This window comes from Moraxella bovoculi 237, assembly GCF_000696305.2.
Classification (GTDB): Bacteria; Pseudomonadota; Gammaproteobacteria; order Pseudomonadales; family Moraxellaceae; genus Moraxella; species Moraxella bovoculi.
In genome coordinates, this window is record NZ_AOMT01000005.1 from 455,739 (window position 1) to 480,238 (window position 24,500).

General features: G+C 45.5%; 24 protein-coding genes, 1 tRNA gene, 1 other RNA gene and 1 pseudogene. 6 read left to right on the forward strand and 21 right to left on the reverse strand.

Going from position 1 to position 24,500, the window contains the following annotated elements; all coding sequences use genetic code 11:
• Positions 1-160: 160 nt before the first annotated feature.
• From ubiA to ffh, 6 genes are all read right to left on the reverse strand, one after another.
• Positions 161-1,042: a 4-hydroxybenzoate octaprenyltransferase gene (gene ubiA, locus MBO_RS02485; protein ID WP_036362906.1), complete on the reverse strand. Its 882-nt coding sequence runs from the start codon at positions 1,040-1,042 to the stop codon at positions 161-163.
• The gene (locus MBO_RS02490; protein ID WP_036362909.1) at positions 1,032-1,307 is read right to left on the reverse strand and encodes a hypothetical protein; all 276 of its coding nucleotides are present in this window, start codon (positions 1,305-1,307) and stop codon (positions 1,032-1,034) included. Before MBO_RS02490 ends, ubiA begins: the two co-directional genes overlap by 11 nt.
• Before the next feature lie 12 nt (positions 1,308-1,319).
• A complete protein-coding gene (locus tag MBO_RS02495) occupies positions 1,320-2,135 on the reverse strand; it encodes a class I SAM-dependent methyltransferase (RefSeq protein WP_036362912.1) in 816 nt (271 codons plus the stop codon).
• Between the two features lie 83 nt (positions 2,136-2,218).
• A complete protein-coding gene (locus MBO_RS02500; RefSeq protein ID WP_036362915.1) occupies positions 2,219-3,061 on the reverse strand; it encodes an undecaprenyl-diphosphate phosphatase in 843 nt (280 codons plus the stop codon).
• A gap of 124 nt (positions 3,062-3,185) precedes the next feature.
• On the reverse strand, positions 3,186-3,842 hold the full coding sequence (gene tsaB, locus MBO_RS02505) for a tRNA (adenosine(37)-N6)-threonylcarbamoyltransferase complex dimerization subunit type 1 TsaB (RefSeq protein ID WP_036362918.1): 657 nt from the start codon (positions 3,840-3,842) through the stop codon (positions 3,186-3,188).
• 78 nt (positions 3,843-3,920) lie between these two features.
• Entirely contained in the window at positions 3,921-5,465 is a 1,545-nt protein-coding gene (gene ffh, locus MBO_RS02510; RefSeq protein ID WP_036362921.1) for a signal recognition particle protein, read from the reverse strand.
• Positions 5,466-5,616: 151 nt separating this feature from the next.
• On the opposite strand from ffh, the gene MBO_RS02515 reads away from it, so the two are divergent.
• A complete protein-coding gene (locus tag MBO_RS02515) occupies positions 5,617-6,408 on the forward strand; it encodes a cytochrome C assembly family protein (protein ID WP_036362924.1) in 792 nt (263 codons plus the stop codon).
• A gap of 101 nt (positions 6,409-6,509) precedes the next feature.
• Here the strand turns inward: MBO_RS02515 and folD are convergent, their stop codons facing one another.
• The 7 genes and pseudogenes from folD to argC form a co-directional block, all read right to left on the reverse strand.
• Positions 6,510-7,361 (reverse strand): bifunctional methylenetetrahydrofolate dehydrogenase/methenyltetrahydrofolate cyclohydrolase FolD, encoded by an 852-nt coding sequence (gene folD / locus MBO_RS02520; RefSeq protein ID WP_036362927.1) that lies wholly within the window; start codon positions 7,359-7,361, stop codon positions 6,510-6,512.
• A 167-nt stretch (positions 7,362-7,528) separates the two neighbouring features.
• Positions 7,529-9,733, reverse strand: a pseudogene (clpA, locus tag MBO_RS02525) (ATP-dependent Clp protease ATP-binding subunit ClpA); the annotation flags it as partial.
• A gap of 45 nt (positions 9,734-9,778) precedes the next feature.
• Complete coding sequence (locus MBO_RS02530; RefSeq protein ID WP_046698237.1) at positions 9,779-10,117, reverse strand: ATP-dependent Clp protease adaptor ClpS; 339 nt, start codon at positions 10,115-10,117, stop codon at positions 9,779-9,781.
• A 67-nt stretch (positions 10,118-10,184) separates the two neighbouring features.
• Positions 10,185-10,952: a hypothetical protein gene (locus MBO_RS02535; protein ID WP_036362933.1), complete on the reverse strand. Its 768-nt coding sequence runs from the start codon at positions 10,950-10,952 to the stop codon at positions 10,185-10,187.
• A 136-nt stretch (positions 10,953-11,088) separates the two neighbouring features.
• Positions 11,089-13,314 (reverse strand): heavy metal translocating P-type ATPase, encoded by a 2,226-nt coding sequence (locus tag MBO_RS02540; protein ID WP_036362936.1) that lies wholly within the window; start codon positions 13,312-13,314, stop codon positions 11,089-11,091.
• A 151-nt stretch (positions 13,315-13,465) separates the two neighbouring features.
• Complete coding sequence (locus MBO_RS02545; RefSeq protein ID WP_036362939.1) at positions 13,466-13,678, reverse strand: heavy-metal-associated domain-containing protein; 213 nt, start codon at positions 13,676-13,678, stop codon at positions 13,466-13,468.
• A 103-nt stretch (positions 13,679-13,781) separates the two neighbouring features.
• Positions 13,782-14,840, reverse strand: a complete 1,059-nt coding sequence (gene argC / locus MBO_RS02550; protein ID WP_036362940.1) for an N-acetyl-gamma-glutamyl-phosphate reductase — start codon at positions 14,838-14,840, stop codon at positions 13,782-13,784.
• Positions 14,841-15,096: 256 nt separating this feature from the next.
• On the opposite strand from argC, the gene folE reads away from it, so the two are divergent.
• The 5 genes from folE (at position 15,097) to ybeY (ending at position 18,002) form a co-directional block, all read left to right on the forward strand.
• Positions 15,097-15,702 carry a GTP cyclohydrolase I FolE gene (gene folE / locus MBO_RS02555; protein WP_036362943.1) on the forward strand — a complete coding sequence of 202 codons (606 nt, stop codon included), beginning with the start codon at positions 15,097-15,099 and terminating at the stop codon, positions 15,700-15,702.
• A gap of 160 nt (positions 15,703-15,862) precedes the next feature.
• Positions 15,863-16,055, forward strand: a non-coding RNA gene (gene ssrS / locus MBO_RS02560) — 6S RNA.
• A gap of 140 nt (positions 16,056-16,195) precedes the next feature.
• Positions 16,196-16,271 (forward strand) — tRNA-Asn (locus MBO_RS02565).
• 134 nt (positions 16,272-16,405) lie between these two features.
• The gene (locus MBO_RS02570) at positions 16,406-17,485 is read left to right on the forward strand and encodes a PhoH family protein (RefSeq protein WP_036362946.1); all 1,080 of its coding nucleotides are present in this window, start codon (positions 16,406-16,408) and stop codon (positions 17,483-17,485) included.
• On the forward strand, positions 17,475-18,002 hold the full coding sequence (ybeY, locus tag MBO_RS02575; RefSeq protein WP_036362949.1) for an rRNA maturation RNase YbeY: 528 nt from the start codon (positions 17,475-17,477) through the stop codon (positions 18,000-18,002). The genes MBO_RS02570 and ybeY overlap by 11 nt, the downstream gene beginning before the upstream one ends.
• A gap of 48 nt (positions 18,003-18,050) precedes the next feature.
• Here ybeY and pyrF read toward each other — a convergent pair whose 3' ends face one another.
• The 8 genes from pyrF to ung all read right to left on the reverse strand — a co-directional run bounded on the left by pyrF (position 18,051) and on the right by ung (position 24,484).
• Complete coding sequence (pyrF, locus tag MBO_RS02580) at positions 18,051-18,749, reverse strand: orotidine-5'-phosphate decarboxylase (RefSeq protein ID WP_036362952.1); 699 nt, start codon at positions 18,747-18,749, stop codon at positions 18,051-18,053.
• On the reverse strand, positions 18,749-19,117 hold the full coding sequence (locus tag MBO_RS02585) for a LapA family protein (protein ID WP_036362955.1): 369 nt from the start codon (positions 19,115-19,117) through the stop codon (positions 18,749-18,751). The genes pyrF and MBO_RS02585 overlap by 1 nt, the downstream gene beginning before the upstream one ends.
• Positions 19,118-19,152: 35 nt before the next feature.
• The gene (locus MBO_RS02590) at positions 19,153-19,461 is read right to left on the reverse strand and encodes an HU family DNA-binding protein (protein ID WP_080702153.1); all 309 of its coding nucleotides are present in this window, start codon (positions 19,459-19,461) and stop codon (positions 19,153-19,155) included.
• A gap of 266 nt (positions 19,462-19,727) precedes the next feature.
• On the reverse strand, positions 19,728-21,401 hold the full coding sequence (gene rpsA, locus MBO_RS02595) for a 30S ribosomal protein S1 (protein ID WP_036362958.1): 1,674 nt from the start codon (positions 21,399-21,401) through the stop codon (positions 19,728-19,730).
• Between the two features lie 332 nt (positions 21,402-21,733).
• Positions 21,734-21,940, reverse strand: a complete 207-nt coding sequence (locus MBO_RS02600) for a hypothetical protein (protein ID WP_036362962.1) — start codon at positions 21,938-21,940, stop codon at positions 21,734-21,736.
• Positions 21,941-22,020: 80 nt separating this feature from the next.
• A complete protein-coding gene (cmk, locus tag MBO_RS02605) occupies positions 22,021-22,725 on the reverse strand; it encodes a (d)CMP kinase (protein WP_036362965.1) in 705 nt (234 codons plus the stop codon).
• 357 nt (positions 22,726-23,082) lie between these two features.
• A complete protein-coding gene (tadA, locus tag MBO_RS02610; RefSeq protein WP_226997744.1) occupies positions 23,083-23,565 on the reverse strand; it encodes a tRNA adenosine(34) deaminase TadA in 483 nt (160 codons plus the stop codon).
• Between the two features lie 196 nt (positions 23,566-23,761).
• Entirely contained in the window at positions 23,762-24,484 is a 723-nt protein-coding gene (gene ung / locus MBO_RS02615) for a uracil-DNA glycosylase (RefSeq protein WP_036362968.1), read from the reverse strand.
• Positions 24,485-24,500 lie beyond the last annotated feature (16 nt).

Here is a 24,500-nt window from a genome sequence, read left to right on the forward strand (position 1 = left end):
CCATTTACAGCGCGGTTATTTTAAGGATGTATCATATCATATTTTGATCGTAAGTTATGAATTTTCCTAATGATATGAGCCCACTTTCCCCAAAAATCCATAAAAATACAACAAGTTATTTATAAATAATAACAAAGAAATACCTATAACTTTGAAGGAATTAACCACCAAAATAAAAAATACACAAAATCAACACCAACGCAAAAACATAGCGCCCCACCCATGCGTTGTGGCGGAAGGCACGAAAGCACGCCATGCGCTCACGATTTCTAATTAATAGATATTGATAAGAGAACATTACAAACAATGGCGCAACCAACAGCCACCCCGTCCAATTATCAAAATAATGCCGCAAGACCAAGCTCATCAATAGCGCAAATGCCAAATGCAGCAACATGGTGATTGTCACATCATAGCGACCAAACAAGATTGCTGTTGATTTAACCCCGATTTTTAGGTCATCATCTCTGTCGCACATGGCATACTGCGTGTCATAGGCCACCGTCCAGCACATGTAGGCAGCGAATACCAGCCAGCCCCATCCATCCACATACCCCAACGTGGCCGCATAAGCCATCGGCACCGCCCAGCCAAACGCCGCTGCCAATACAACTTGGGGCAGATGCGTATAACGCTTCATGAATGGATAAATAAAAGCAAGTGCTACCGCCCCAAACGACCAATAAAATACCTGCAACGGCAAAAATACAAGCAGACAGGCCGACAATAAAGCCAAACCCACAAAGGTCGCCACGGCCGTCTTAGCAGACAACCTTCCATCCGCCAAAGGTCGATCTTTGGTACGCTTAACCTGACCATCTACCTTGCGATCAGCAAAATCATTGATCGCGCAGCCTGCCGCGCGCATGAATATCGCCCCAAGCATAAAAGTCACCAAATGAGCGATACTTGGCAATCTTTGCAGGCCTGCATTCGCCAAGAACAGCGCCCACAGCGTCGGGTAAAGAAGCAACTCTGTGCCCACAGGCTTATCAAAGCGGGTCAACTGAAGCCAAGCGATGAGTTTGTCTTTAAAAGTCATGCTTTTGGTTCTTGGTTTTGATTGGCTGATTGTGTGCGATTTGACTCACTTCGACCGCTTGTAGCAGGTTTAGCTCGCTAAATTCACGGCGCAGCTGCTTGACAGCCGCAGCTTGGTCGCGCGTCTGAGCCACGATCTCAAGATAGCGCGTTATATATTTGCTCTTATCCATCGCTTGCCACAACTGTTTAATTTTACGTCTTAGCGAAAAATTCTGCCACGTCATGATCAGTACAATGATTAGCACCAGATATTCATACTGCATAGATTTTCTCACTCATTTATTTAATTCATATCTATCAAACCGAATGGCATCATTTGCCACGCTTTGCACGGGTGTTTTATTTGCCAAATGGGGGGCGGATAAGGGGCGTTTGACTATGATTTTGCCATTATCTTTTAATTGAGTATTGGCACTATCCAAAAATAGTTTTTGATCATCATCGCTTGGCGGATTTGCCAAATCATGTAATACTTGCATGGTTTTACCCACCTTTGCCGAATAGCTATCGGAAGGAAACATGGGGTCAAGATAAATCATATCCACTTTTGGCAATGTCGCCAGAAAATCAGCATTCAAAAAATTGCCATGATAAATCGTAATTCGGCTTAATAATTTTTGCCAATTTGGATTGGTGTTCATCATTTGATGTTCAAATAATAATAGCATTGCCACGATAGGATTTTGCTCTATCATCGCCACACTCGCCCCTGTGCTTGCCAATATCAATCCGTCCTGCCCAAAGCCTGCCGTACCATCTATCACGCTCATGTCAGGCGTTAATTTGCTTGCTTGTAATATCAGCTCGGACTTTCGCCCTGCGGTTACGATACGTTTGGTTAGGGCTTGCCAATTTAATGATGATTTTATAATGGCGTTGTTGTCAATTTTAATTAAAGTTGGCGTATTTTTTGTAATAGCGATTAGGGGTGTATCAGCATTATCATTGGCAAACGATGAGATAAATTTATCACTTAGTTTTGATAAAGCATAAAAAGATAAATTCAAAGACAAATTGTGAGTTTTATTGATAACGTCTAATGTATCAAATAACAATTTGTCTTGTTCGGTGCCGATGATGTTAATAGTCAAAATATTGCCTTTTGAGTTGCAATTTAGATAATAGGACGAATATGATTCACCCCTACAAATACCGTTTAATACTTAGCCTAAATTTACCCTTGAATTTGATAACCAAACATAAAATACGCCAATAACACAATCACGCCTGTGATAATCCGCAAATAGGCAAAAATCATAAAATCCCGTTTTGATACCCACGCCACAAGCAAACGAATGCACAATAGAGCAATAACAAAAGACACTGCCGTTCCCACGCCCAAAATCGCCCAATCTTCCCCTGTTTGTAGCACGTCTTTTTTCTCAATAAGCTCCAAAAGTCCTGCCCCGACAATGACAGGGATGCCCAAAAAGAATGAAAATTCGGTCGCCGCCTTGCGAGACGCTCCAAACCACAACGCCCCGATGATGGTGGAGCCAGAGCGACTTGTACCAGGGATTAAGGCAAGGCATTGGCAAAGTCCGATTTTAAGAGCGGTCTTGATGTCAATATGTTCGGCTTCTTGTGCCTTAATGGGGCGTGGGTGCTTTTCGACATAGATGATAAGTAACGCCCCAATGATAAGCATGGTCGCCACAACAAGCGGGTGAAAGAGCGTGCCTGTGATAAAGTCTTTTAGGGTAAAGCCGACAACCATGACAGCAATAGTGGCAATGATGAGCGATATACCCAGCCCACGAGGGTTGGTCATGCCGTCCGCCTTGCCTGTCAGTAGCCCCATAAACGCCGTCCACAGCCTGCCCCAATAGTCATAAATGACCGCCAAAATCGCCCCAAGCTGAACAAAAACAATGAACAAATCTCGCTTGTCCTTGTCCCAAAAATTCATGATGTCTGCCGACAAAATCATATAACCTGTACTAGAAATCGGCAAAAACTCGGTAATACCTTCGACAATACCCATGATAACGGCTTTGATAAATAATAAAATGTCCAAAATATTACTCTTTTATTTAAATTCACCAACATTTATTGGCGGTATGGGTTGGGGGTTAAATATTGCTTGGTATTGAATAATTAGGCGAATAAATTGTCCTATATTTCATTTTAAAATTGCTTGATTATTTCTTGCCTTGTTCTGTCAATGTTTTCCAAGCGTTATTTCTTAGATACACAGGTAAGGCATTTTCTGCCGTTACCGTCTCACCCTTTAAAAATAAGGGATAGGCAAGGTGTGCAATGTGGCAAGCAGTCGGATTTAGGCGTAATTTTTTGGCAGTTGTTGCCACCAAATCCACCCCGTCACCCACGATGATGTCGGTCTCTACACGCTTATCATAATCCAACAAATATTCGCTTTGGGCAATGGGCAAGGTGTTTTGTACCACAAAATCCCCTGCATAGACTTGGTTTTGGCGAGCGTCTATCACGCCAGTTATCCTTGTACCGTCCGCCACACTTGTCTGTTCACACGCCATAAATGCCAGGGCGTGTAGGCTGGATATGCCGATACACGGTGCGTCATTGGCGACAGATAGGGCTTGGACTAGGGCGGTATTGATTCGAATGCCACTAAATGCCCCCGGCCCACGGTTAAACGCCCACGCCTGTACGTCTTTTATGTCCACACCTGCCGTATGCAATGCCTTATCCAGCATGGGCAAGATAATCTCCGTTTGCCCACGCCCACCTGCCACGGTCTGGGTGTAGATGATGGTGTCGTTTTGCAAAATGGCGATAGAGCATTGCTCAAAAATGGTGTCAAAGGCGATTAGCATGGTTAGGAGATCTTGGTTTATACAATAAAAACAAAACACCCAAGCCCATTGTTGGGTGTTTTATGGCGAAATAGATGATTAAAAACGCTTTTTGAAATTAGGAAGTTGCCCTTCCATCGCTTTCATCTGCTTTTGCATGTCTTCCATGCTTGGCATATTGTTAGGATCTAGCCCTAGGTCTGCCATGGATTTTTTCATGTCTTCAACATTCATGCCTGCTGGATTTTGACCAGCATTACCACCACCGAATAATGGCCCACCACCACTCATGCCCTTGGTTAGCCCTTGAACAGCTTTCATCATCTTGCCGATGCCATCAGGACGGCTGATCATCTTCATCATTTTCGCCATTTGCTTGTGTTGTTTTAGCAGGCGATTGACATCTTGGATTTGCTTACCGGAACCTGCGGCGATACGACGTTTACGGCTCGGGGTAATTTTGTCAGGGTTCTGGCGCTCAAATGGGGTCATTGAGTGGATCAGCGCTTCCATCTCCTTGACTTTCTCTTCAGGCTTGGCTTCTTCCATCGCTTTTTGGAGGTCGGCGCCACCCATGCCAGGCATCTTATCAAGGAATCCTGCCATACCGCCAAGGTTTTTCATTTGCTGGAATTGATTTAACAAATCTTCCAAATCAAACTCACCGCCCTTTTGGAGCTTTTTCGCCATGCGTTCGGCTTGCTCGCGGTCGATTTTATTCTCAACCTCTTCGACCAATGACAACACATCACCCATGCCAAGGATTCGCTGTGCGATACGCTCAGGATGAAACAGCTCCAAGGCCTCCAGCTTCTCGCCACGACCTAGGAATTTGATTGGCTTACCGGTGATGGCGCGCACAGACAAGGCAGCGCCGCCGCGAGCATCACCATCTGTCTTAGTCAGGATGACACCTGTCAGCGGCAAGGCGTCGTTAAATGCCTTAGCAGTATTGGCAGCATCTTGACCTGTCATCGAGTCCACCACAAACAGCGTCTCGGTTGGGTTCACCGCTGCAGTAAGCTCCTTAATCTCATTCATCATCTCCTCGTCGATCGCAAGGCGACCTGCGGTGTCAATGATCAGAATGTCTTGATACTGCAATTTGGCTTGTTCGATGGCGCGGCGAGCGATGTCGATTGGGTTCTCGTCTGTACTAGATGGTACAAAGCTTGCATTAACCTGACCTGCCACCTGCTCAAGCTGACGAATCGCTGCTGGACGATATACGTCGGCTGATACAAGCATGACTTTTTTCTTTTGTTTTTCTTGTAGGAATTTGGCAAGCTTACCTGCGGTCGTTGTCTTACCTGCGCCCTGTAGACCTGCCAACAGATATACCACTGGCGGCTTGCCAGTCATCTCCAAAGACTGATTCGCCGAACCCATCATCTCAGTCAGCTCATCATAGACAATCTTAACGAATGCCTGACCTGGCGCAAGCTCTTTTAGAACTTCTTGTCCTAGCGCCTGCTCTTTAACCTTCGCAACAAATTCACGCGCCACAGGCAAGGCAACATCCGCCTCAAGCAGTGCCATGCGCACTTCACGCAATGTATCCTTAATGTTATCTTCGGTCAGCTGACCTGTGCCTGCAATATTACGAAGGCTGCCAGAGAGTCGTTCGGTTAAGGTATCAAACATAATTTTTCCACAGTTAAATTTAAAATCAAACAGCAAGACTGCTACAAATCCCCCCTATTTTATGATAAATTATGCAATTATGCCAATTTAAATTAAAAGTACGGGGAAAAATGCGCAATTTTGGGCGTTTTTATCCTAATTAGGGGTTGTTGTGTTAATTATTTATCTGTTGACCGCTTTGATTTATGCCGCCACCGGCCTGATCTTGTATCAAAAACTCATCAAGCAACAACCCATCAACAAACTTCCAATCATCACCGCACTCATCATCGGCGCAGTAATGCACGCATTTTTGCTATGTCCAAAAATCGTCACGCTGTATGGGCTTAATTTTAACATCTTTAACACGATTAGCCTAATCAGTTTGTTCTTTTTGGTGTTTTTTGTACTATTTAGTCTATATCGCCCTATATTAAGCCTTGGTGTCCTTGCTGCGCCAGCTGCTTTGATAGGGCTTAGCGCGGGCTACTTTGGGCGCGCCGCTTACGAGCCGCTAACCGACCTTAACCCCCTGCTTCAGGCACACATCTTACTCTCATTCGCCGCTTACTGCGCTCTGCTGATGGCTGCTGTACAAGCGATCATCTTGCGTCTACAGATTCGCGAGCTCAAACACAAGACCATCCACCGCTTTTGGGTAAGTAAACTGCCAAGCCTACAGAGCATGGAAGGCTTGTTGTTTGACATGATTTTGATGGGTTTTGTGATTTTAAGTGTGGCGCTTGGGCTTGGTGTGGTTGCCACTTATGACATCATGGCACAGCACATCGCGCACAAGCTATTCTTTAGCGTGCTGTCATGGACGGTATTTGGTGTGTTTATCGTTGGTCATTATCGCCAAGGCTGGCGCGGTAAACGTGCAGCGAACTTTACCATCTATGGCTTTATTCTACTTGCTATTGGTTTTGTTGGCTCAAAAGCGGTGTTGGATTTGATCGTCTAAAATTATCACAGCTGCCAAAAATACACACATAGGGATTTAGTAATTCCTCGCCAAAAATAAAACCACTCCGAAGAGTGGTTTTATCATTTAAGCGATACAGATTAGATGCCAGCTTCTAGCTCAGCGGCTTCTACTGTCTGGCGGATCAGTGTATTGATCGTCATCGGACCCACACCACCTGGAACTGGCGTGTACGCTGAAGCCACGTTCTCGATGCCTTTTAGCTCGATGTCACCGCATCCACCTTCTGGCGTTGGGTGGAAGCCTGCATCAACCACGATTGCACCTTGCTTGATCCAGTCTTTTTTGATCAGCTCAGGAACACCCACAGCACCCACCACGATGTCCGCTTGACGGATGTGCTCGCTTAGGTTCTGAGTGCGTGAATGGCAGATGGTCACAGTACAGTTAGCATTTAGCAGCATCGCCGCCATTGGCTTACCCAAGATGGCGCTACGACCCACCACCACAGCATGTTTGCCAGACAATTCGACATTGTAGTGATTCAGCAGGTGCATGATGCCTTGTGGCGTGCAAGAACCATAAGCACTCTCACCCATCGCCATACGACCATAACCTAGGCACGTAACGCCATCCACGTCTTTTAATAGACTAATGCGATCAAAGCAAGCACGCTCATCGATCTGAGCAGGCACAGGGTGCTGCAGTAGGATGCCGTGCACGTCAGGGTTAGCATTAAGTTCATCGATCTTTGCCAATAATTCATCGGTCGTGGTGGTCTCAGGCATCTCAACGCGAATGCTGTCCATGCCGATACGCTTACAAGCATTGCCTTTCATGCGCACATAAGTGGCAGATGCAGGGTCATCACCCACCAAAATGGTCGCAAGAATTGGCGTGCGTCCAGTTTTCTCTTTTAATGTTGCCACGCGTGCTGACAGTTCATTTTCGATAGAACTTGCCAATGCTTTACCGTCTAAAATCTGTGCCATAAAAAATCCTTCATCGGTTCAAATTATGCTCATAACAAGCCGCCACAAGGCTTAAATCATCGCATTTAAGCAGGCGAATTTTGCAATGTGGATTGTATCACATTAAAGCTTAATTTTGCTAAGTTTTGTTGATTGTTATTTGTCTGAGATTCTTTGGTATTCATGGATTTATCAACAGAAATCTGCACCACACCACCATCAACCAACTCCCCAAAGAGAATCATCTCAGCGAGGACTTTTTTGATTTCATTTTGGATCAGCCTGCCCATTGGGCGCGCACCCATGAGCTTGTCATAACCTTTTTTGGCAAGATATGCTCTGGCCTCGTCATCGATCTCAATCACGACATTCTTATCATCAAGCTGAGCCTGTAGCTCGATGATGAATTTATCAACAACCGATGTGATGACACTCTCATCAAGCGGTGCAAAATTTACAATCGCATCTAGGCGGTTACGAAATTCCGGCGTGAACGTGCGTTTAAGTGCGTCAGCGTTGTCCGCCGAATGATCTTGGTGGGTAAAGCCCATGGATGCGCGACTGATGCTCTCTGCGCCCACGTTCGTCGTCATGATTAAGATAACCTGCCTGAACGACACCGAGCGTCCGTTATTATCAGTCAGCGTGCCATGATCCATGACTTGCAATAATAGGTTAAAGACATCAGGATGCGCCTTTTCAATCTCATCTAGTAGCAGTACAGAATGTGGGTGTTTATGGATCTTTTCGGTCAAGAGCCCACCTTGGTCAAAGCCCACATAACCCGGCGGAGAACCGATCAAACGCGATGCGGTATGCGCCTCCATGTATTCACTCATGTCAAAACGCACGAACTCCACACCCAGCGCAAAGGCAAGCTGCTTACATACTTCAGTCTTACCCACCCCTGTCGGGCCTGCGAACATGAACGCACCAATGGGCTTATCGGTAGGCTTTAGACCCGCGCGAGCAAGCTTAATCGCATCAGACAATGCCTCAATGGCCTCATCCTGCCCAAAGATGACGTGTTTTAGATTGCGCTCAAGGTTTTTTAGGGTGTCTTTATCGTCTTTTGAGACTGACTTAGGCGGAATGCGTGCAATCTTCGCCACCACCTCTTCGATCGCTGGCACATCAATCACGGTCGCAGCTTCATCGTCTTTGGCGGCTTGAACTAGCCTCGTTCGTGCACCAGCCTCATCCATTACGTCGATCGCCTTATCGGGCAATAATTTGTCTTGAATGTAGCGCGCTGACAATGCTGCCGCAGCCTCTAGCGCTTCATCTGTGTACTGCACATGATGGTGTTTCTCATAACGCTCTTTTAGTCCTTTAAGAATGCCCACTGTATCAGTCACGCTCGGCTCAACCACGTCGATTTTTTGGAATCGGCGTGACAAAGCATGGTCTTTTTCAAAGATCTGACGATATTCATTAAAAGTCGTCGAGCCAATACAACGAAGCTCGCCATTAGACAGTGCTGGCTTAATCAGATTAGACATGTCCATTGAGCTGTTCATGGTAGAACCTGCGCCGATCATCGTATGAATTTCATCAATGAACAATACGGCATTTGGTTGTTCTTTTAAAGCTTCTAATAGTGCCTTCATGCGATTCTCAAAGTCGCCGCGAAACTTAGTACCGGCAACCAAAGAACCCACTTCAAGGCTATAAATCACCGTGTCAGCCAAAGGTTTTGGCGCTCTACCGTTGACAATCAACCAAGCCAAACCTTCTGCAATCGCCGTCTTACCTACGCCGGCTTCACCGACCAACAAAGGGTTATTTTTACGGCGGCGGCACAGAACTTGAGCCGTACGCTCAATCTCAGCATCACGCCCGATGAGTGGGTCGATGCGACCTTTTTTGGCTCGCTCGTTTAGATTGGTGGCGAATTCTTCAAGCGGATTTTTGGATTTGGCAGACTCTTTATTCTCACTTGGTGTCTGAGAGGATTCAACTTCGTCTTTTTTATTGTGTGATATGTAGCGAAGGACGCGCAATTTACTCACTTCACGCGCCTGCAGTAGATACAATGCCTGAGAGTCTTTTTCGCTGAATATCCCAACCAGTACATCCATGCAATCAATCGGTCGCTCAACGCCGCCAGATTGATGATGCCATATCGCACGCTGCAAGACGCGCTCGCAGCTCTTAGTGGGCTTGACACGTGCATTATCGTCGGCGGTTTTTGGTACATAATCCGACAGGTATATTTTTAGGGCATCACTTAATTCACCGACATCCACCCCAAAATCATCCAACATGTCTTTGACAGCCTGATCATTAATCAATCCTAAGAGCAGATGCTCGACCGTGATAAATTCATGGCGATTTTTTTTGGTAAAAGTTTCTATGCGTTTACGTACTATTTCAAAATCTGGACTAAACATCTCCACCCCGTTTATTTAATCATTATCTTAATAATGTTATCCATGTCATTGTTTTTCAAGCGTGGTCAAAAGCGGATATTCCATTTGCTCTGCCAATTCATTCACCTGTAGGATTTTCATCTCACCAATCTCAAATGGTAGTATCGCCACCACCGCCCGCCCTGATTCATGGATCTGATACATGAGCTCAACCGCCCGATCAATACCATGATCGAAGATCTCAACGAGCACATACACCACAAAATCCATCGTCGTGTAATTATCATTATGCATGACAACCGCATACATGGGCGCACGAACAGATTCCGACACTGTCTCAAGCGCGACGTCTGATTCTGCCTCATGTTCCTTAGTATTATAGATAGACAACTTATTCTGATTCATGATATTCATATCTTAACTGGCTCATCATAACAATAAAAAAGCCGAGCGCGCGCCCAGCTTTTGGTGATTAATTACTGCTGATGGGTCGATTATCCGCACCATCCACCTCTGACAAGGAAGCTGGTGCATCACTGATGGTCTTACCCACCTGCCAATCGTATAGCTGCTGGATTTTTTGATCGCCTGCGACCAGCTCCAGCTTCATCTGACGAGGAGAGAAGCCTTCAGGCATCACAAAGCGACCACGAATATTCGCCACGCCATTAATGTCATAGCTAGATGGCTCAAGCGGGATCTCAACCATGCTTGTCGCGTTTAATAGAGTCAATCTTGGCACCATGCGTACCGATCTGCCCGACACATCGATCATCGCCACATCAAAGCGATATTCAAAAGTGTTTTCAGGCAAAGAAACGATCTCCGAACCGATTACCTTTAGGGCAACACCGCCTTGCTCCGCCACCGATGATTTTAATAGATCATTAACTTGGGCGAGTTGTAGATTTTTTGTTTCTAATGCTTTTTGTTCTTCGGTCAGTCTTTCAAGATTGCCCATGCTGATGTCGCGCTCTTTGGTTAGTGCATCCACATCTTCTTTGAGCTTGGTATTCTCAGCCGCCAAGGTACTCACATCTGCCGAGGCCACCTGATCGGACTTTAGATCTTTGGCAGCATAGACGCCTTGGCGATGACCAACTTGATAACCAATAAACGCCACAACGAGCGACGTAAAAATAATCGCTGCAAGAAATAGCGCTAAAATCTGTGCCGTCGCGCCCGCTTGTTGATTAAGCGAACGGCGCGACGGCACGGTTTTTGAGGGTGTTATTGACATGATACTCAAAATTCATCAAACTAAATTTGTGTATTATATCAAATATCTGAGGATATTAATGATAATTTTTTTCAAAAGCTACCAAAAAATTACACTAGCAGAACATACCGATTTTTCGGCGAATTCTTATGCTTTGTTAAATTTTCAATCGCTTTAATCGCAAGGCATTCATCAGCACTGAGATTGAGCTTAGTGCCATGGCAGCTGCCGCAATGATCGGATTAAGCAACCCAAAAGCAGCAGCCACGATACCAATGCAGTTATACACGAATGCAAAAAATAAGTTTTGCTTGATGTTATTTAACGTCGCCAATGCGATATGCTGAGCATGCCGTGCGTGCGTAACAGAATCACCCACCAGCTCCGCCGATGAAGTATGCTTGGCGATGCTGGATGCGTCATGTACCGAGAAGCTGACCTGCGCCTCTGCCATGGCTGGCGCATCATTTACACCATCACCGACCATGGCGACAGTTTTACCCTCTTGTTTAAGCTTACTGATTTTTTGTGCTTTGTCACGTGGTGAGAGCTTACCATAGGCGGACGTAATGCCCAGTCGCGCCGCCACATCATCAACCACACCTTGATGGTCGCCACTCATGATGATCACGTCGATACCATCTTGTTTTAATTGATCGATGGTGTCTTTGGCGTTCTTCTTAATCTCATCCATGAGCGCATAAGCTGCCACAGGCACATCATTCACCGATACCGCAACAATACTGGCAATCTGCCAAATATTATCATCATAAGCACCGACGTATCGTACGTTCTTAGCATTGGCCGGATTGATGACAGTCTCATCAAAGTGATCAAAGCCGGCAAATTGCGGCGTCCCTACCTTAACCATGCCAACACCTGCCACCTCGCCCATCAGACCTTGACCGACAACGGTGGTGGGATTTTTAACATCGGTGAGATTAAGCCCTTGGGTTAAGGCACTTTTGACCAATGCGTTCGCCAATGGATGCGATGCGTGCTGCTCTAGGCTCGCTGTGATGCCAAGTGCATCATTCTCATCCATGCCATCAGACAGATAGGTAGCACGAATACTTGGCTGACCCATGGTGAGCGTGCCTGTCTTATCAAATACCATGGTGTCAATACGTCCCGCCATCTCAAGGCTGGGCGCATCTTTAAATCGCACACCATATCGCGCCGCCGTACCCATACCTGCCATGATGGCAGCGGGCGTCGCTAATCCAAGCGCGCACGGACAGGCAATGACAAGCACCGACACAGCTCTCATTAACGCCTCATCAAAGCTGCCCAATATCACCCAATTTCCAAAGAACACCACAAGCGCAATGCCAACCACCACAGGTACAAAGACACCGGCAACTTTATCAGCCAAGCGCGCGATGTCTGCTTTTGTGCCTTGCGCCTCATCAAGTGCACGCACCATATCGCCAAGTGCAGTCTCACCACCCGTGGCAGTCGCACGATATTCAAACCCACCATCAACCACGGCACTGCCAGCTAGAACCCCATCTCCAGCTGTCTTGGCAAGTGCAGTACTCTCTCCTGTTAGATGCGCCTCATCAGTAAAGCCCGCCCCCATGGTGACCACACCGTCCACGCCGATGCGATCGCCCACACGAGCCAGCAGAACATCACCAACTTTGATGTCTTTGACGCTAACCGCGCTCCAGCCATCGCCTGCTTTACGCTGAACCGTATCAGGTACCAGATCCATCAGCATCGATAAGCTGTTTAGGCTTTGCTGCTTTGTGCGCGCCTCAAGATATTTACCAAGACTTACGAAAGCTATTACCATCACCGACGCTTCAAAGTACACAAGCCCGTGCCCACCATGATCCGAAGTGAGCCACATATAGGTTGAGTAAGCCCAGATCGCGCTCGTGCCCAATGCCACAAGTACATCCATGTTAGCAAGACCGCCAAGAATAGATGCCCATGCACCCTTATAAAATGCCCAACCAAAACAAAACTGAACCACGCTAGCAAGCACAAACTGCATCCACACAGGTGGCATTAGCGCATGACTACCGACCATCATACCGACCATCCCCACCCAAAATGGCAATGACAACACCCATAATACAATCAATCGCCAAGGCATGCTTGGTGCTTGTCTTAGTTTTGGTGCATCATCGATCAGCTGCCCCTCGAAGCCTGTTTTTTTGATCCAGGCTTGGATGTCCTGAGCGTCAGCATCATGATATCGGATGTTTAGGGTTTCGGTTGCAAAATTCACCTGCGCAAGATCTACCGATGGGTTTTTATTTAAGACCTTCTCTAGGCGATTGGCGCACACTTGGCATGTCATGCCTGTGATGGCATAACGCGCTTCTTGGGTCTTGGATAAAGGGGTGGTATTGTTATTTTGATTGTCACTCATGGCGGTCTCGTCGTTTTAGTTATTGGTCATTTTTATTATGCGCCCTTATCATCATTTATCAATCCCAATTTACCAAAATAATTGAATAAATCCAACAAAAAACCGAACGCATTTAGCATTCGGTTTTTTTGATGATTCACCAAGCAAAGAATTAAGTCGTACTAAATCCCGCACTCTCAACAGCATCGATGATCTGAATCTTATCAAGCACCTCATCATCATAAGTGATCACGGCTTGTTCAAGTGGGCGATTCACTTCAACATCCTGCACGCCCGCCAGTTCACTCACCGCATTAATAACGCTCGTCTCACAGCCCCCGCAGGTCATGCCATATACTTTCAAAGTTAAGGTTTCAACACTCATGATTTTCTCCATTTGGTTAATTGTTAATCATATAAGCACTTTAGCACAGCCGTTCGCCTGCCACAAGCACCATTTACAAAAACACTACCCAGCCACCTGCCAATTAAGGCACTACAGGCACGATGTCCAGCCCGACCTTCTCATCTAGGCCGAACATGATATTCATGTTCTGCACCGCTTGCCCTGCCGCGCCTTTCACCAAATTATCCTGCACCACGAGTATCGTTAATGTCTCGCCATCTTGGTGGACAGCCATTCTAAGGAAATTTGAAGCGCGGGTCTGACGCGTCTGCGGCAGCTGCCCCTTAGAAAGAACATCCACAAAATACTCATCTTGGAATCGACGCTCAAACACACTCTGCCAATCGACCGCACCACCTGCCTCAGTCAAGGTCAGATGAATCGTGCTGAACATGCCTCGAATCATCGGCACCAGATGCGGGACAAAGCGGATTTTGTGTTTAAAATTGGAACCCAAGAGCGCATGCACACCCTGCTCAATCTCCGGCAGGTGGCGATGCCCTGCCACGCCGTACGCGCTAAAGTTATCCGCCGTCTCACTAAAAATCATCTCCATCTTCGCGCTGCGGCCTGCACCTGAGATACCTGATTTGGCATCAATGATGATGTGATCGCCGATAAGCTGAGTGTTTTGGCGGTTTTGCTCATCGATGATGGCGGACAAGCCCAAGATCGCTGTCGTCGGATAACAGCCAGGGTTACCCACGACTTTGGCGTCTTTGATGACATCGCGATTCACCTCAGGCAGACCGTATGCAGACTGTTTAAGGACATCAGGGCATTCATGCGCCATGCCGTACCATTTACTAAAAGCATCCAAATCCTGCAGACGAAAATCCGCCGCCAAGTCGATCACCTTAACGCCCTTTTCGGTAAGATACGGCGCTGACTTCATGGCAACCCCATGCGGCGTGGCAAAGAACACCACATCACATTCGGTTAATTTCTCATCATCAGCATCACTAAACACCACATCTGACAGACCACGAAGACTGGGGAAAATATCACTGGCTTTCTTGCCCGCTTCCGAGCGAGATGTTAGCATGATTATCTGAGCTTGCGGATGATTCACCATCAGGCGAATCAGCTCCACACCTGTGTAACCTGTACCACCAACAATACCTACCTTAATCTTTGACATAACGCACACACCATGAGATATTTAAAAATTTCCAACAATATACCAAATTTTAACTGCCTTGCCAAAACTTTTACAAATATTCAAACATTAGAACCAAACCAATCAAAATCCACCCCGAAGCACTTTTAAGATGCGTGATGCAAAATTCATCATGATTTTGTGATTTTTTGGGCAATTTTTGCGATTTTTACTTGATAAAATTTGATTTTAAGTTAAGCTATACCGTTTATATTTTACCTTTTTATAGCTTATTGCCATGTCGAATTCTGATAACTCTAATTTCACCCCCGATTATGATAAAATTGCAAGCCATTACGCCAGCATCATTGAAGGCTGCGGCGAAGACCTAAGCCGCGAAGGACTGCTTGACACCCCAATGCGTGCCGCAAAGGCGTTTGGCTATCTGACGCGCGGCTACCATCAGTCGCTTGAAGTCGTGGCGAACGATGCGATTTTTCCCTCGGATAACCCCGAGCTGGTACTGGTGCAGAACATTGAGTTTTATTCACTGTGCGAACATCACCTTCTGCCTTTTTATGGTGTGGCACACGTGGGCTATCTGCCAGAAGGTAAGGTTTTGGGTCTATCCAAAGTAGCGCGCATCGTTGATATGTACGCGCGCCGTCTACAAATCCAAGAAAACCTCACCAAGCAAATCGCCACCGCCATCGAAGAGCTGACCGGCTGCCGCGGCGTTGCTGTCGTGATGGATGCCAGCCACATGTGTATGATGATGCGCGGCGTGGGCAAACAACAATCCACCACCAGAACCATGAGCATGCTTGGCGAACTCACCACCAATAATACAGCACGCGCTGAATTCTTAGATGCCATTCCTAGACGTACGCCTGCGTTTGGTTAATACATTGATAAAATTCTTAAGCCATCCCTACCAATGTAAAAGCTGGTAGGGATTTTGTTATCCTTTGCTTGCTAGATTTTATAAAAATATTAAAAATCAAATATTTATCACTGCAAAGACAAAGTATTACCTTGATAACTGACGAAATTTTGTTATAATAAACATACTGAAGTGTTCGCCAGTAGAGCGTATTCCTGAGCCGATAATCTTATCTTAGGGACTCATTTCTACTATTTTGTTGAGCAGGCCTGCATCTTTTAGATGTTTCAGGAAGCCATAATAAATAGTGATGAATCCCGCCTTGAACTTCACGGTTCATGGTAACCCCTCTACAGCGGCACTTTGGTTTTTTGTTGCCTAAATTTCTTGGTTGTGTTGTTTTTGGTCTTTTTTTACAGTTTTTTTGAAATTTTAAAAATTTTTTTTAAAAAATGATTGACACGCGAAAAATACTTGCTATAATACGCACCATCTTAAGCGACTTGCTTAATATTCCCCAATAGCTCAGTTGGTAGAGCATCGGACTGTTAATCCGTGTGTCCCTGGTTCGAGCCCAGGTTGGGGAGCCATATTTTGCTAGAAATAGCAACTTAAAAGCCTTTTCATATCGAGAAGGCTTTTTTATTGCTAAAATCTCTTGAAAATCTTTGCATTTATCCTTATTATGAACGCGTGATTCATTCAACCATATAAGGATAACTTCTTGAGCATCACTCGCACTCTTGTTTTAGAACTTGACAGCCACGCCCTGCGCAACTTAGCAGGTGAATATAATAAACACATCAAATACCTACAAGAACGCCTAGAAATTCAAATCACTCAGCGCCAAAATAACTTTATACTAACAGGCGATTTAGACGCTGTTGAACGAGGCGAATTCATCCTAAATAAACTCTCAGAAATCGCCGATGATGACATCCCTAGCGAGGAGTTGCACCTCATCATCCAATCAAGCCTTGCCCGCAGCAATGATAGCGACATCATTCAAAATACTCAAGCCACCTCAGCCAATAAGACTAGCAACACTTATGCCGACATTAGCCTAAGAACACGCAAAGGCAAAATCACACCGCGCGGTTACAATCAACAAGAATACGTCAAAAAAATCCTAATCTCTGACGTGTCTTTTGGCGTGGGTCCTGCTGGTACAGGTAAGACCTATCTTGCGGTTGCCTGCGCCGTTGATATGCTAGAGCGCGGCGAGATTGAACGCATCTTGCTTGTACGCCCCGCGGTTGAAGCAGGTGAAAAATTGGGCTTCCTACCAGGCGACCTAACCCAAAAGATTGACCCCTATTTACGTCCTCTATACGATGCCTTGTACGAGATGCTTGGCTTTGAGAAAGTGGGTAAGCTGCTAGAGCGTCAAGTTATTGAGGTCGCACCACTTGCCTACATGCGTGGACGCACGCTAAATAACAGCTTTGTCATTCTTGATGAAGCCCAGAACACTACGCCAGAGCAGATGAAAATGTTCTTGACGCGTCTTGGCTTTGGCTCACGCGCGGTCATCACGGGCGACATGACACAGGTGGATTTACCTCGCGGTCACAAATCAGGACTGTCCCAAGCCCTGCAAATATTATCAAAAATCGACGAGATTCACATCACGCGATTTGATAGCAAGGATGTGGTGCGCCACCATCTGGTTCAAAAGATCGTCCAAGCCTATGACGCGTTCGATGATGAACAAGAAAAAATAACCGCCAAACGAAAAGCCGCCCGTCTGGCTGAGGAATTAGCAAAAGCAAGCTTAGATAAGGCAGAATCGCATGACGATTAGTCTATACATCGATCATCATCCTGACATTGATGGTACTGTCTATGACGAAGCGGCTCTAACCAAAGTTGCTCATCATGCCATCAATGTCATGACCGATAAACTAAAAAACGGCTTAGAATTTTCCTATTTTGACAACGTCGAAGATTATTGGCATAAAAACAAAACCTTGGACATCTATCTCACTAATACCACCGAAGGACGACAGCTTAACTTAGATGCACGCGGCAAAGACTATGCCACAAACATCTTATCCTATCCAAGTGAGCTGCCCAGCGATGTACTTGCTCTGATGGATGACATACCATTAGGCGAGCTCATCATCTGCCATGAGGTACTTGTGCGTGAGGCAGATGAACAAGACAAGCAGTTTGAAGATCATCTGCATCATTTATTGGTGCATGGCATCTTGCATTTGCTTGGATTCGATCATGAGATCAGTGATGCTGATGCCGATGAGATGGAAGGTTTTGAAATCGAAATCCTACAAGGATTAGGAATAAGCAATCCATATCTCTAATTTTAATAGTTAAATAAAAAGCAATCTTTCAAAGATTGCTTTTTAATTTTATAGGTCATTTAAGATTAAGCGAAGCTTATTATTGGGATTATCAGCATTGGTGATGGAGCGTCCAATAACCAGATAATCCGAACCATTAGCCAGTGCGTCTTTTGGGGTGCAGATACGCTGCTGATCATCGCTACCGTCTGTCGCCAAACGAATGCCTGGTGTAACAAGCTTAAAATCACTGCCAAACGCTGATTTTAATGCGCTTGCTTCTTGTGCAGAGCATACAACACCATCAAGACCAGCATTTTTAGTTAATGCAGCAAGTCTAAGTACGTGCTCTTGAGCATTGCCGCTAATACCAAGCTCCAATAGATCGCTGTCCGCCATCGAGGTTAATACCGTTACCGCGATCAATAGCGTATTATAACCACCAGTGGACAGACGCGATTTGGCCAATGCCATCGCTTTGGACCCTGCCGATGCATGGACATTCACCATCCATACACCCATATCAGCAGCAGACAATACAGCCTGTGCTGTGGTATTTGGAATGTCATGAAACTTCAAATCCAAAAATACATCAAAGCCACGTCGATGGAATTCTTGAACAACCTGAGGACCGCAGATGGTGAAGAGCTCCTTACCAACTTTAAGGCGGCAAAGCGACGGATCTAAAGCATCTGCCAACGCAAGTGCGCCATTCAAATCATGCTTGTCCACCGCAACGATTACAGGGGTGTTTAACTTGCTCATGATTATAGGTGTGGGTCGTTAGTTGCATTTACCGGCGCTGCATTCTCAACGATCACCCTTTCGGCAGGACGAACCTCAGATTGCTGAGCCAGCTTGATGTTTGCTTCTGTTAGCTGAGACTGGGTTAGTTTCAGCTCTTTTTTTAGACGGCTGATTTCCCATTTGTTCTGGAAGACGCGGAATACCAACAGCGCAAGTAGCATCCCTAGGATGACACCAAGAACAATCGTCACCACAAGCAGCAAGCCCAAATTCATGGTAGGCACGCTCGAGAACATCAGGTTCACTGCCACTTCACTGTTGTTCATCAGCACCAAACCAATGGCATAGGCGCATACCGCCACTAATAATACGATCAAAATAATATGCATGTTTATACTCTCATTTATCAGTCATCAAGGATAAATTAGTCATTAATGGCATTTACTGCTTCTTTTAGCGCTTTGCCAGGTTTAAAGTATGGCACAGCTTTGGCTTTTACTGCCACCTTCTCACCTGTTCTTGGATTTCTGGCATGGCGTGCATCGCGATGGTGCAAACAAAAACTACCAAAACCTCGAACTTCCACCCTGCCATCATGCGACAAACTGCCTACCATTAAACCAATAATCTCACGCACCGCCTCATCAACGACCGTCTCTTCGATACCGTCACATGCCGATGCCAAATTAGTAATAAGATCAGATTTATTAATGACTTTTTGTGCTTGCTGCATATATCCCGCCTATCAATTCGCCATCATACCATAAGGACGAATCAGCTCATATTAACAAAAATGCAATCTTTGGTAAGATTTTGTTCAAGTTACAATGATAACGGAAAAATGGCAAAATGTGAATGAATTTTTTGTTAATTTTCATCACTTTGCAAATCTTTACTATTTTAACATGCTTGTTAATTTTGCAATGTAGTAAATCAGTAAATATATGTTCAATATAATAAAAAAGAGCAGCCTAAGCCGCTCTTTTTTGTTTGCTTTGATTAGCCTTTTAGCTGATCAGCAAAGATATCACCTAGAGTTTTAGGTTGGTTCTCTGCAGCTGTATTTGACAGCTCTTTGATCGCTTGACGCTCATCAGCCTCGTCTTTGGCTTTCACAGATAGTGTGATGCCACGAGATTTACGGTCAACACGAACGATCTTAGCTTCAACTTCGTCACCAACATTTAGTACTTTAGAAGCATCTTCAGTACGCTCGCGAGCGATGTCAGCAGCAGCTAGGTAGCCTTCTACTTCGTCAGCCAGTGTGATAACAGCACCTTTAGCGTCAACTTCTTTTACTGAACCTTTTACGATAGCGCCACGGTCATTTGCCAGTAGGTATTCGTTGAATGGGTCAGAGTTAAGTTGCTTGATACCTAGGCTGATACGGTTGGCTTCTGCATCAACTTGTAGAACAACAGCTTCTACAGTGTCGCCTTTAGAGTAGTTGCGGATCGCTTCTTCGCCAGACTCAGTCCAAGAGATGTCAGATAGGTGAACCAGACCATCGATGCCACCTTCTAGACCAATGAATAGACCGAAGTCAGTGATTGACTTGATGGTACCAGAGATTTTGTCGCCTTTAGCGTGGTTTTTGTCAAACTCTGCCCATGGGTTTGGCATGGTTTGCTTGATGCCCAAGCTGATACGACGACGCTCGCCATCAATTTCAAGAACCATTACATCAACTTCATCGCCCACTTGAACAACTTTAGATGGGTGGATGTTCTTGTTGGTGTGATCCATCTCAGAAACGTGTACCAAACCTTCGATGCCTTCTGCGATTTCAGCGAAGCAACCATAATCTGTTAGGTTGGTTACGCGAGCCTTAGTAATGGTACCCACTGGGTAAGTCTTCTCAACTTCGCCCCATGGATCAGAACCAAGCTGCTTAAGACCTAGGCTAACACGGTTACGCTCACGGTCGAATTTCAACACTTTAACTTTAAGGTCTTGACCAACTTCTACCGCTTCTGATGGGTGCTTGATACGCTTCCAAGCCATGTCAGTGATGTGTAGTAGACCATCGATGCCACCTAGATCAACGAATGCACCGTAGTCAGTTAGGTTCTTAACGATACCATTAACTTCCATGCCTTCTTCTAGCTTAGCAAGTAGTTCGTCACGCTCAGCACTGTTCTCAGCTTCCATTACCGCACGGCGAGATACAACGATGTTATTGCGTTGCTTGTCGATCTTGATAACTTTAAATTCTAGCTCTTTGCCTTCTAGGTGAGTGGTTTCGCGTACTGGGCGAACGTCAACCAGTGAACCAGGTAGGAAAGCACGTACAGAACCGATCTCAACAGTAAAGCCGCCTTTAACTTTAGAAGAGATAAGACCAGTAACGATTTCGTCATTTTCATGAAGCTGTTCAAGCGCACGCCAGCTTTCTTCACGTTTTGCTTTTTCACGAGAAAGAACAGTTTCGCCCATGCCGTTGTCAACTTTCTCAACAACTACGTCTACTTTGTCGCCGATAGCAACTTCAAGCTCGCCAGCTTCGTTCAGGAACTCTGAACGCGCGATGAAGCCTTCTGATTTTAGGCCAGTATCAACAGTGATACGCTCGTTGTCGATGGCAACAACAGTACCAGAAATAACGGCACCGATTTCAACTTTGATTTCGTTGGCGTTGCTTTGTTCAAACAGTTCAGCAAATGATAAACTCATTAGTAATACCTTAAAATTAGCCGTAGCCTGTCCAGCACAGTACGGTTCAAGTGATGTGCGCCATTGAGAGATGCTGGTTTTGACTCAAATAGCAACACAAAAATATGATAAACCCGACAATTATATCAGATAATTATTAAAATAGATAGCGATTTATTTTAAGACAATACACCCACTGCTCGCCTTTTTGCCCCATAACGGTTCGTGCCAGTCTTATAAAACCTATCTTTTCATAAAGTCTTTGGGCGGAGACATTGGCGCGATTTACTCCAAGCAAAATCTCATCACAAAGGGCAGTGCGGCTTTGGCAGAAATTTTTTAAACGATTAACTCTAAGGCTCTTTTAGCGTAGCCCTTACCTTGAAAAGCAGGATTTCTGGACATAGAGCGAAGTAGGATGGCATGGGAATTTCGGTGTAGCGGTATTTTTGCTGTCCAATATCCACCACAAAAAACCCCACCACCTGATGCAAATCATCATCCAAAATCACTATCCTATAAGCATCCGCACGCTCATCATCAAGCCAGTCTTTTGGCAAGGCAGTAAACTAAATTTGCTCATCGCCTGACTCATAAGACAGCTCATTTTGACGTGTGCTGCTAAGTGAGGCAAGTGTTATCACAGCTTACCCTGTGTAAATGCCAAAATCTCATCAAACACCACATCTGCTGATTTGTCGGAGCTGTCAATGACAAGGGCATCCACAGCGGGGCGACTTGGGGCGACAGCACGGTTTTCATCTCGCTCGTCTCGCTCGATGATGTCCACCAAAATCGCTTCATAATCCGCCACTTTGCCTGCCGTTTGTAATTGTAGCACCCGTCTGTCGGCACGAGCCTTGGCACTTGCGGTCAAAAATACCTTAACGGGAGCATCGGGGAAAATCACCGTCCCCATGTCTCGCCCGTCCGCCACAAGTCCTGCTCTGCCCTTTGCCATGTTTTTTTGTAAATCAAATAACGCCGTCCGCACGCTTGGCAACACAGCGACACGGGACGCATATCCGCCCACGATTTCGTTGCGAATGTCGTCCGTTAGGGGGGTGTTATCCACTAGGATTTCCACCGTTTTTGTGGCGGTATTGGGGCGAAAAGATAGGTTTAAAGACTTAGTTAATTTGGCAACTTCTTGCTCGTCAATGTCGGTACCGTCAAGCAAGCCGTTTTTAAATGCCATTAGCCCAACAATGCGATACAACGCACCGCTATCTAATAGTTCAAAACCAAAATGCTCGGCAAGGCGGTATGCTACCGTGCCTTTACCTGCACCCGAAGGACCGTCAATGGTGATGATTTTTGGGATAATGGATTTTGGGGTTGTCATGAGGTTCTCTTTTTATAAAATAAATTAAAATTGGGTGATAATTGCGTTTTATCATAGAGCGAATGTAATTCGACCCTATAAAAACATAATTATAAATAAATTTTTGTTAAATAAACTTTCTGTAAAACCCCAAATTAAAGGAAACCGTTCGTGATGAGCTTGGGAAACCTAACGATTTTCCGCCACCTTTCGACAGGCTCAGGGCGAACGGAAAACCAGTTTTGCAGGAAGTCCAATAATGGTTTTTAAAATATCATAGTAAATTTATGATTAAAAAACACATCTTAGGCGAATAAATTATTTATAAAATTTTATGTTTTTCATAAATTAAAATTTCATAAAAAATAGAATTAAAAATCAATGCCCGTCACTTAACCGGCTTTCAATTTTCGCCTTTTTCTTATCGGCTCGTCTTTGTTTAAAAAATTGGCTCAGCATCATTGAACTTTCATTTGCCAACAGTCCGCCTTGAATATTGATGACATGATTATAAAACGACTCTTTGGCGAGGGTTAGCTGGCTTGTCACCGCCCCTGCCTTTGGTTCATACGCCCCAAACACCACACGGCTGACACGGGCATGAATAAGCGAACCAAAACACATGGTACACGGCTCTAACGTAACATACAGCGTACTGCCAATCGGCAAGCGGTAATTTTGCACCCGCTCACACGCCTGACGCAAGGCGACAATCTCGGCATGGTGCGTGGGGTCGTGCGTGCTAATCGGGCAATTAAAACCTTCGCCCAAAATCTGTCCGTCATGCACCACCACCGCCCCCACAGGTATCTCGCCACGCTCCGCCCCACGTCTGGCAAGAGCTAGGGCATGGTTCATCATGGAGACATCGGTAGGCGACCAAAATGTTAAGGAGCTAAAATTTGTTGGTTTAGCTTTGTTATTTTGATAAAAATTTTGATAGCACTTTAAACACATTAAACAAATTTTACGCACGAATCGTTTTTAGAATTTCCCACAGTTTTCAACAGCCTAGATGTGTCGGTTCGAGTCCGACCACTGGTACCAAATCCAATGATTACTGTGGCAACGCCCAATCAATCGCCTCTTTGCCATGTCTAATGAGATAATCATTGGTCTGCGAAAACGGACGAGAACCAAAAAATCCGCCACGGTTCGCCGACAAAGGGGATGGATGATTGGCGGTTAAAATCAAATGGCGAGACGTGTCAATAAACCGCCCCTTTTTCTTGGCATAACTGCCCCACAAAATAAAAACCGTGCGGTCGGTTTGGCGGTTGATAACGTCTATCACAGTGTCCGTAAATTCTTCCCAGCCTTTGCCTTGGTGCGAGCCTGCTTGTCCATTTTCTACCGTCAATGTGGCGTTAAGCAGTAGCACGCCTTGATTTGCCCAATGGGTCAAATCGCCATGAGCTGATACAGCAATGCCCAAATCAGACGCCAGTTCCTTTAAAATATTGGCAAGGCTTGGCGGTTTGGGAATGATTCTTGGCACACTAAACGACAAACCCATTGCCTGCCCTGCCCCATGATAGGGGTCTTGCCCGAGTATCACAACCTTGACCGCTGATAAGGGCGTGGTATTTAGAGCATTGAAAATTTGTGATTTTGGCGGATAAATGGTTTTGCCTTGGGCGTATTCGTTTTGCAAAAAAGCACGTAAATTATCCATAACAGGCGATAATAATATATCCGCTAAGGCAAATTTCCAATCATCGGGTAATTGTACTTTGTTTAAGGCGGTTAATTGGTCGGGGGTGAGTTCTTGGCTGTGCATAGGCATATTGGGATAT

Coding starts and splice junctions, on each gene's coding strand:
- MBO_RS02540 (WP_036362936.1), bottom strand. CDS start 13,314: ATGAGTGACAATCAAAATAACAATACCACCCCTTTATCCAAGACCCAA.
- ubiA (WP_036362906.1), bottom strand. CDS start 1,042: ATGACTTTTAAAGACAAACTCATCGCTTGGCTTCAGTTGACCCGCTTT.
- ybeY (WP_036362949.1), top strand. CDS start 17,475: ATGACGATTAGTCTATACATCGATCATCATCCTGACATTGATGGTACT.
- ung (WP_036362968.1), bottom strand. CDS start 24,484: ATGCACAGCCAAGAACTCACCCCCGACCAATTAACCGCCTTAAACAAA.
- MBO_RS02590 (WP_080702153.1), bottom strand. CDS start 19,461: ATGCAGCAAGCACAAAAAGTCATTAATAAATCTGATCTTATTACTAAT.
- MBO_RS02545 (WP_036362939.1), bottom strand. CDS start 13,678: ATGAGTGTTGAAACCTTAACTTTGAAAGTATATGGCATGACCTGCGGG.
- MBO_RS02535 (WP_036362933.1), bottom strand. CDS start 10,952: ATGTCAATAACACCCTCAAAAACCGTGCCGTCGCGCCGTTCGCTTAAT.
- tadA (WP_226997744.1), bottom strand. CDS start 23,565: ATGATGAACCATGCCCTAGCTCTTGCCAGACGTGGGGCGGAGCGTGGC.
- ffh (WP_036362921.1), bottom strand. CDS start 5,465: ATGTTTGATACCTTAACCGAACGACTCTCTGGCAGCCTTCGTAATATT.
- MBO_RS02530 (WP_046698237.1), bottom strand. CDS start 10,117: ATGAATCAGAATAAGTTGTCTATCTATAATACTAAGGAACATGAGGCA.
- argC (WP_036362940.1), bottom strand. CDS start 14,840: ATGTCAAAGATTAAGGTAGGTATTGTTGGTGGTACAGGTTACACAGGT.
- tsaB (WP_036362918.1), bottom strand. CDS start 3,842: ATGCTAATCGCCTTTGACACCATTTTTGAGCAATGCTCTATCGCCATT.
- MBO_RS02585 (WP_036362955.1), bottom strand. CDS start 19,117: ATGCATATTATTTTGATCGTATTATTAGTGGCGGTATGCGCCTATGCC.
- folE (WP_036362943.1), top strand. CDS start 15,097: ATGTCGAATTCTGATAACTCTAATTTCACCCCCGATTATGATAAAATT.
- folD (WP_036362927.1), bottom strand. CDS start 7,361: ATGGCACAGATTTTAGACGGTAAAGCATTGGCAAGTTCTATCGAAAAT.
- cmk (WP_036362965.1), bottom strand. CDS start 22,725: ATGACAACCCCAAAATCCATTATCCCAAAAATCATCACCATTGACGGT.
- MBO_RS02490 (WP_036362909.1), bottom strand. CDS start 1,307: ATGCAGTATGAATATCTGGTGCTAATCATTGTACTGATCATGACGTGG.
- rpsA (WP_036362958.1), bottom strand. CDS start 21,401: ATGAGTTTATCATTTGCTGAACTGTTTGAACAAAGCAACGCCAACGAA.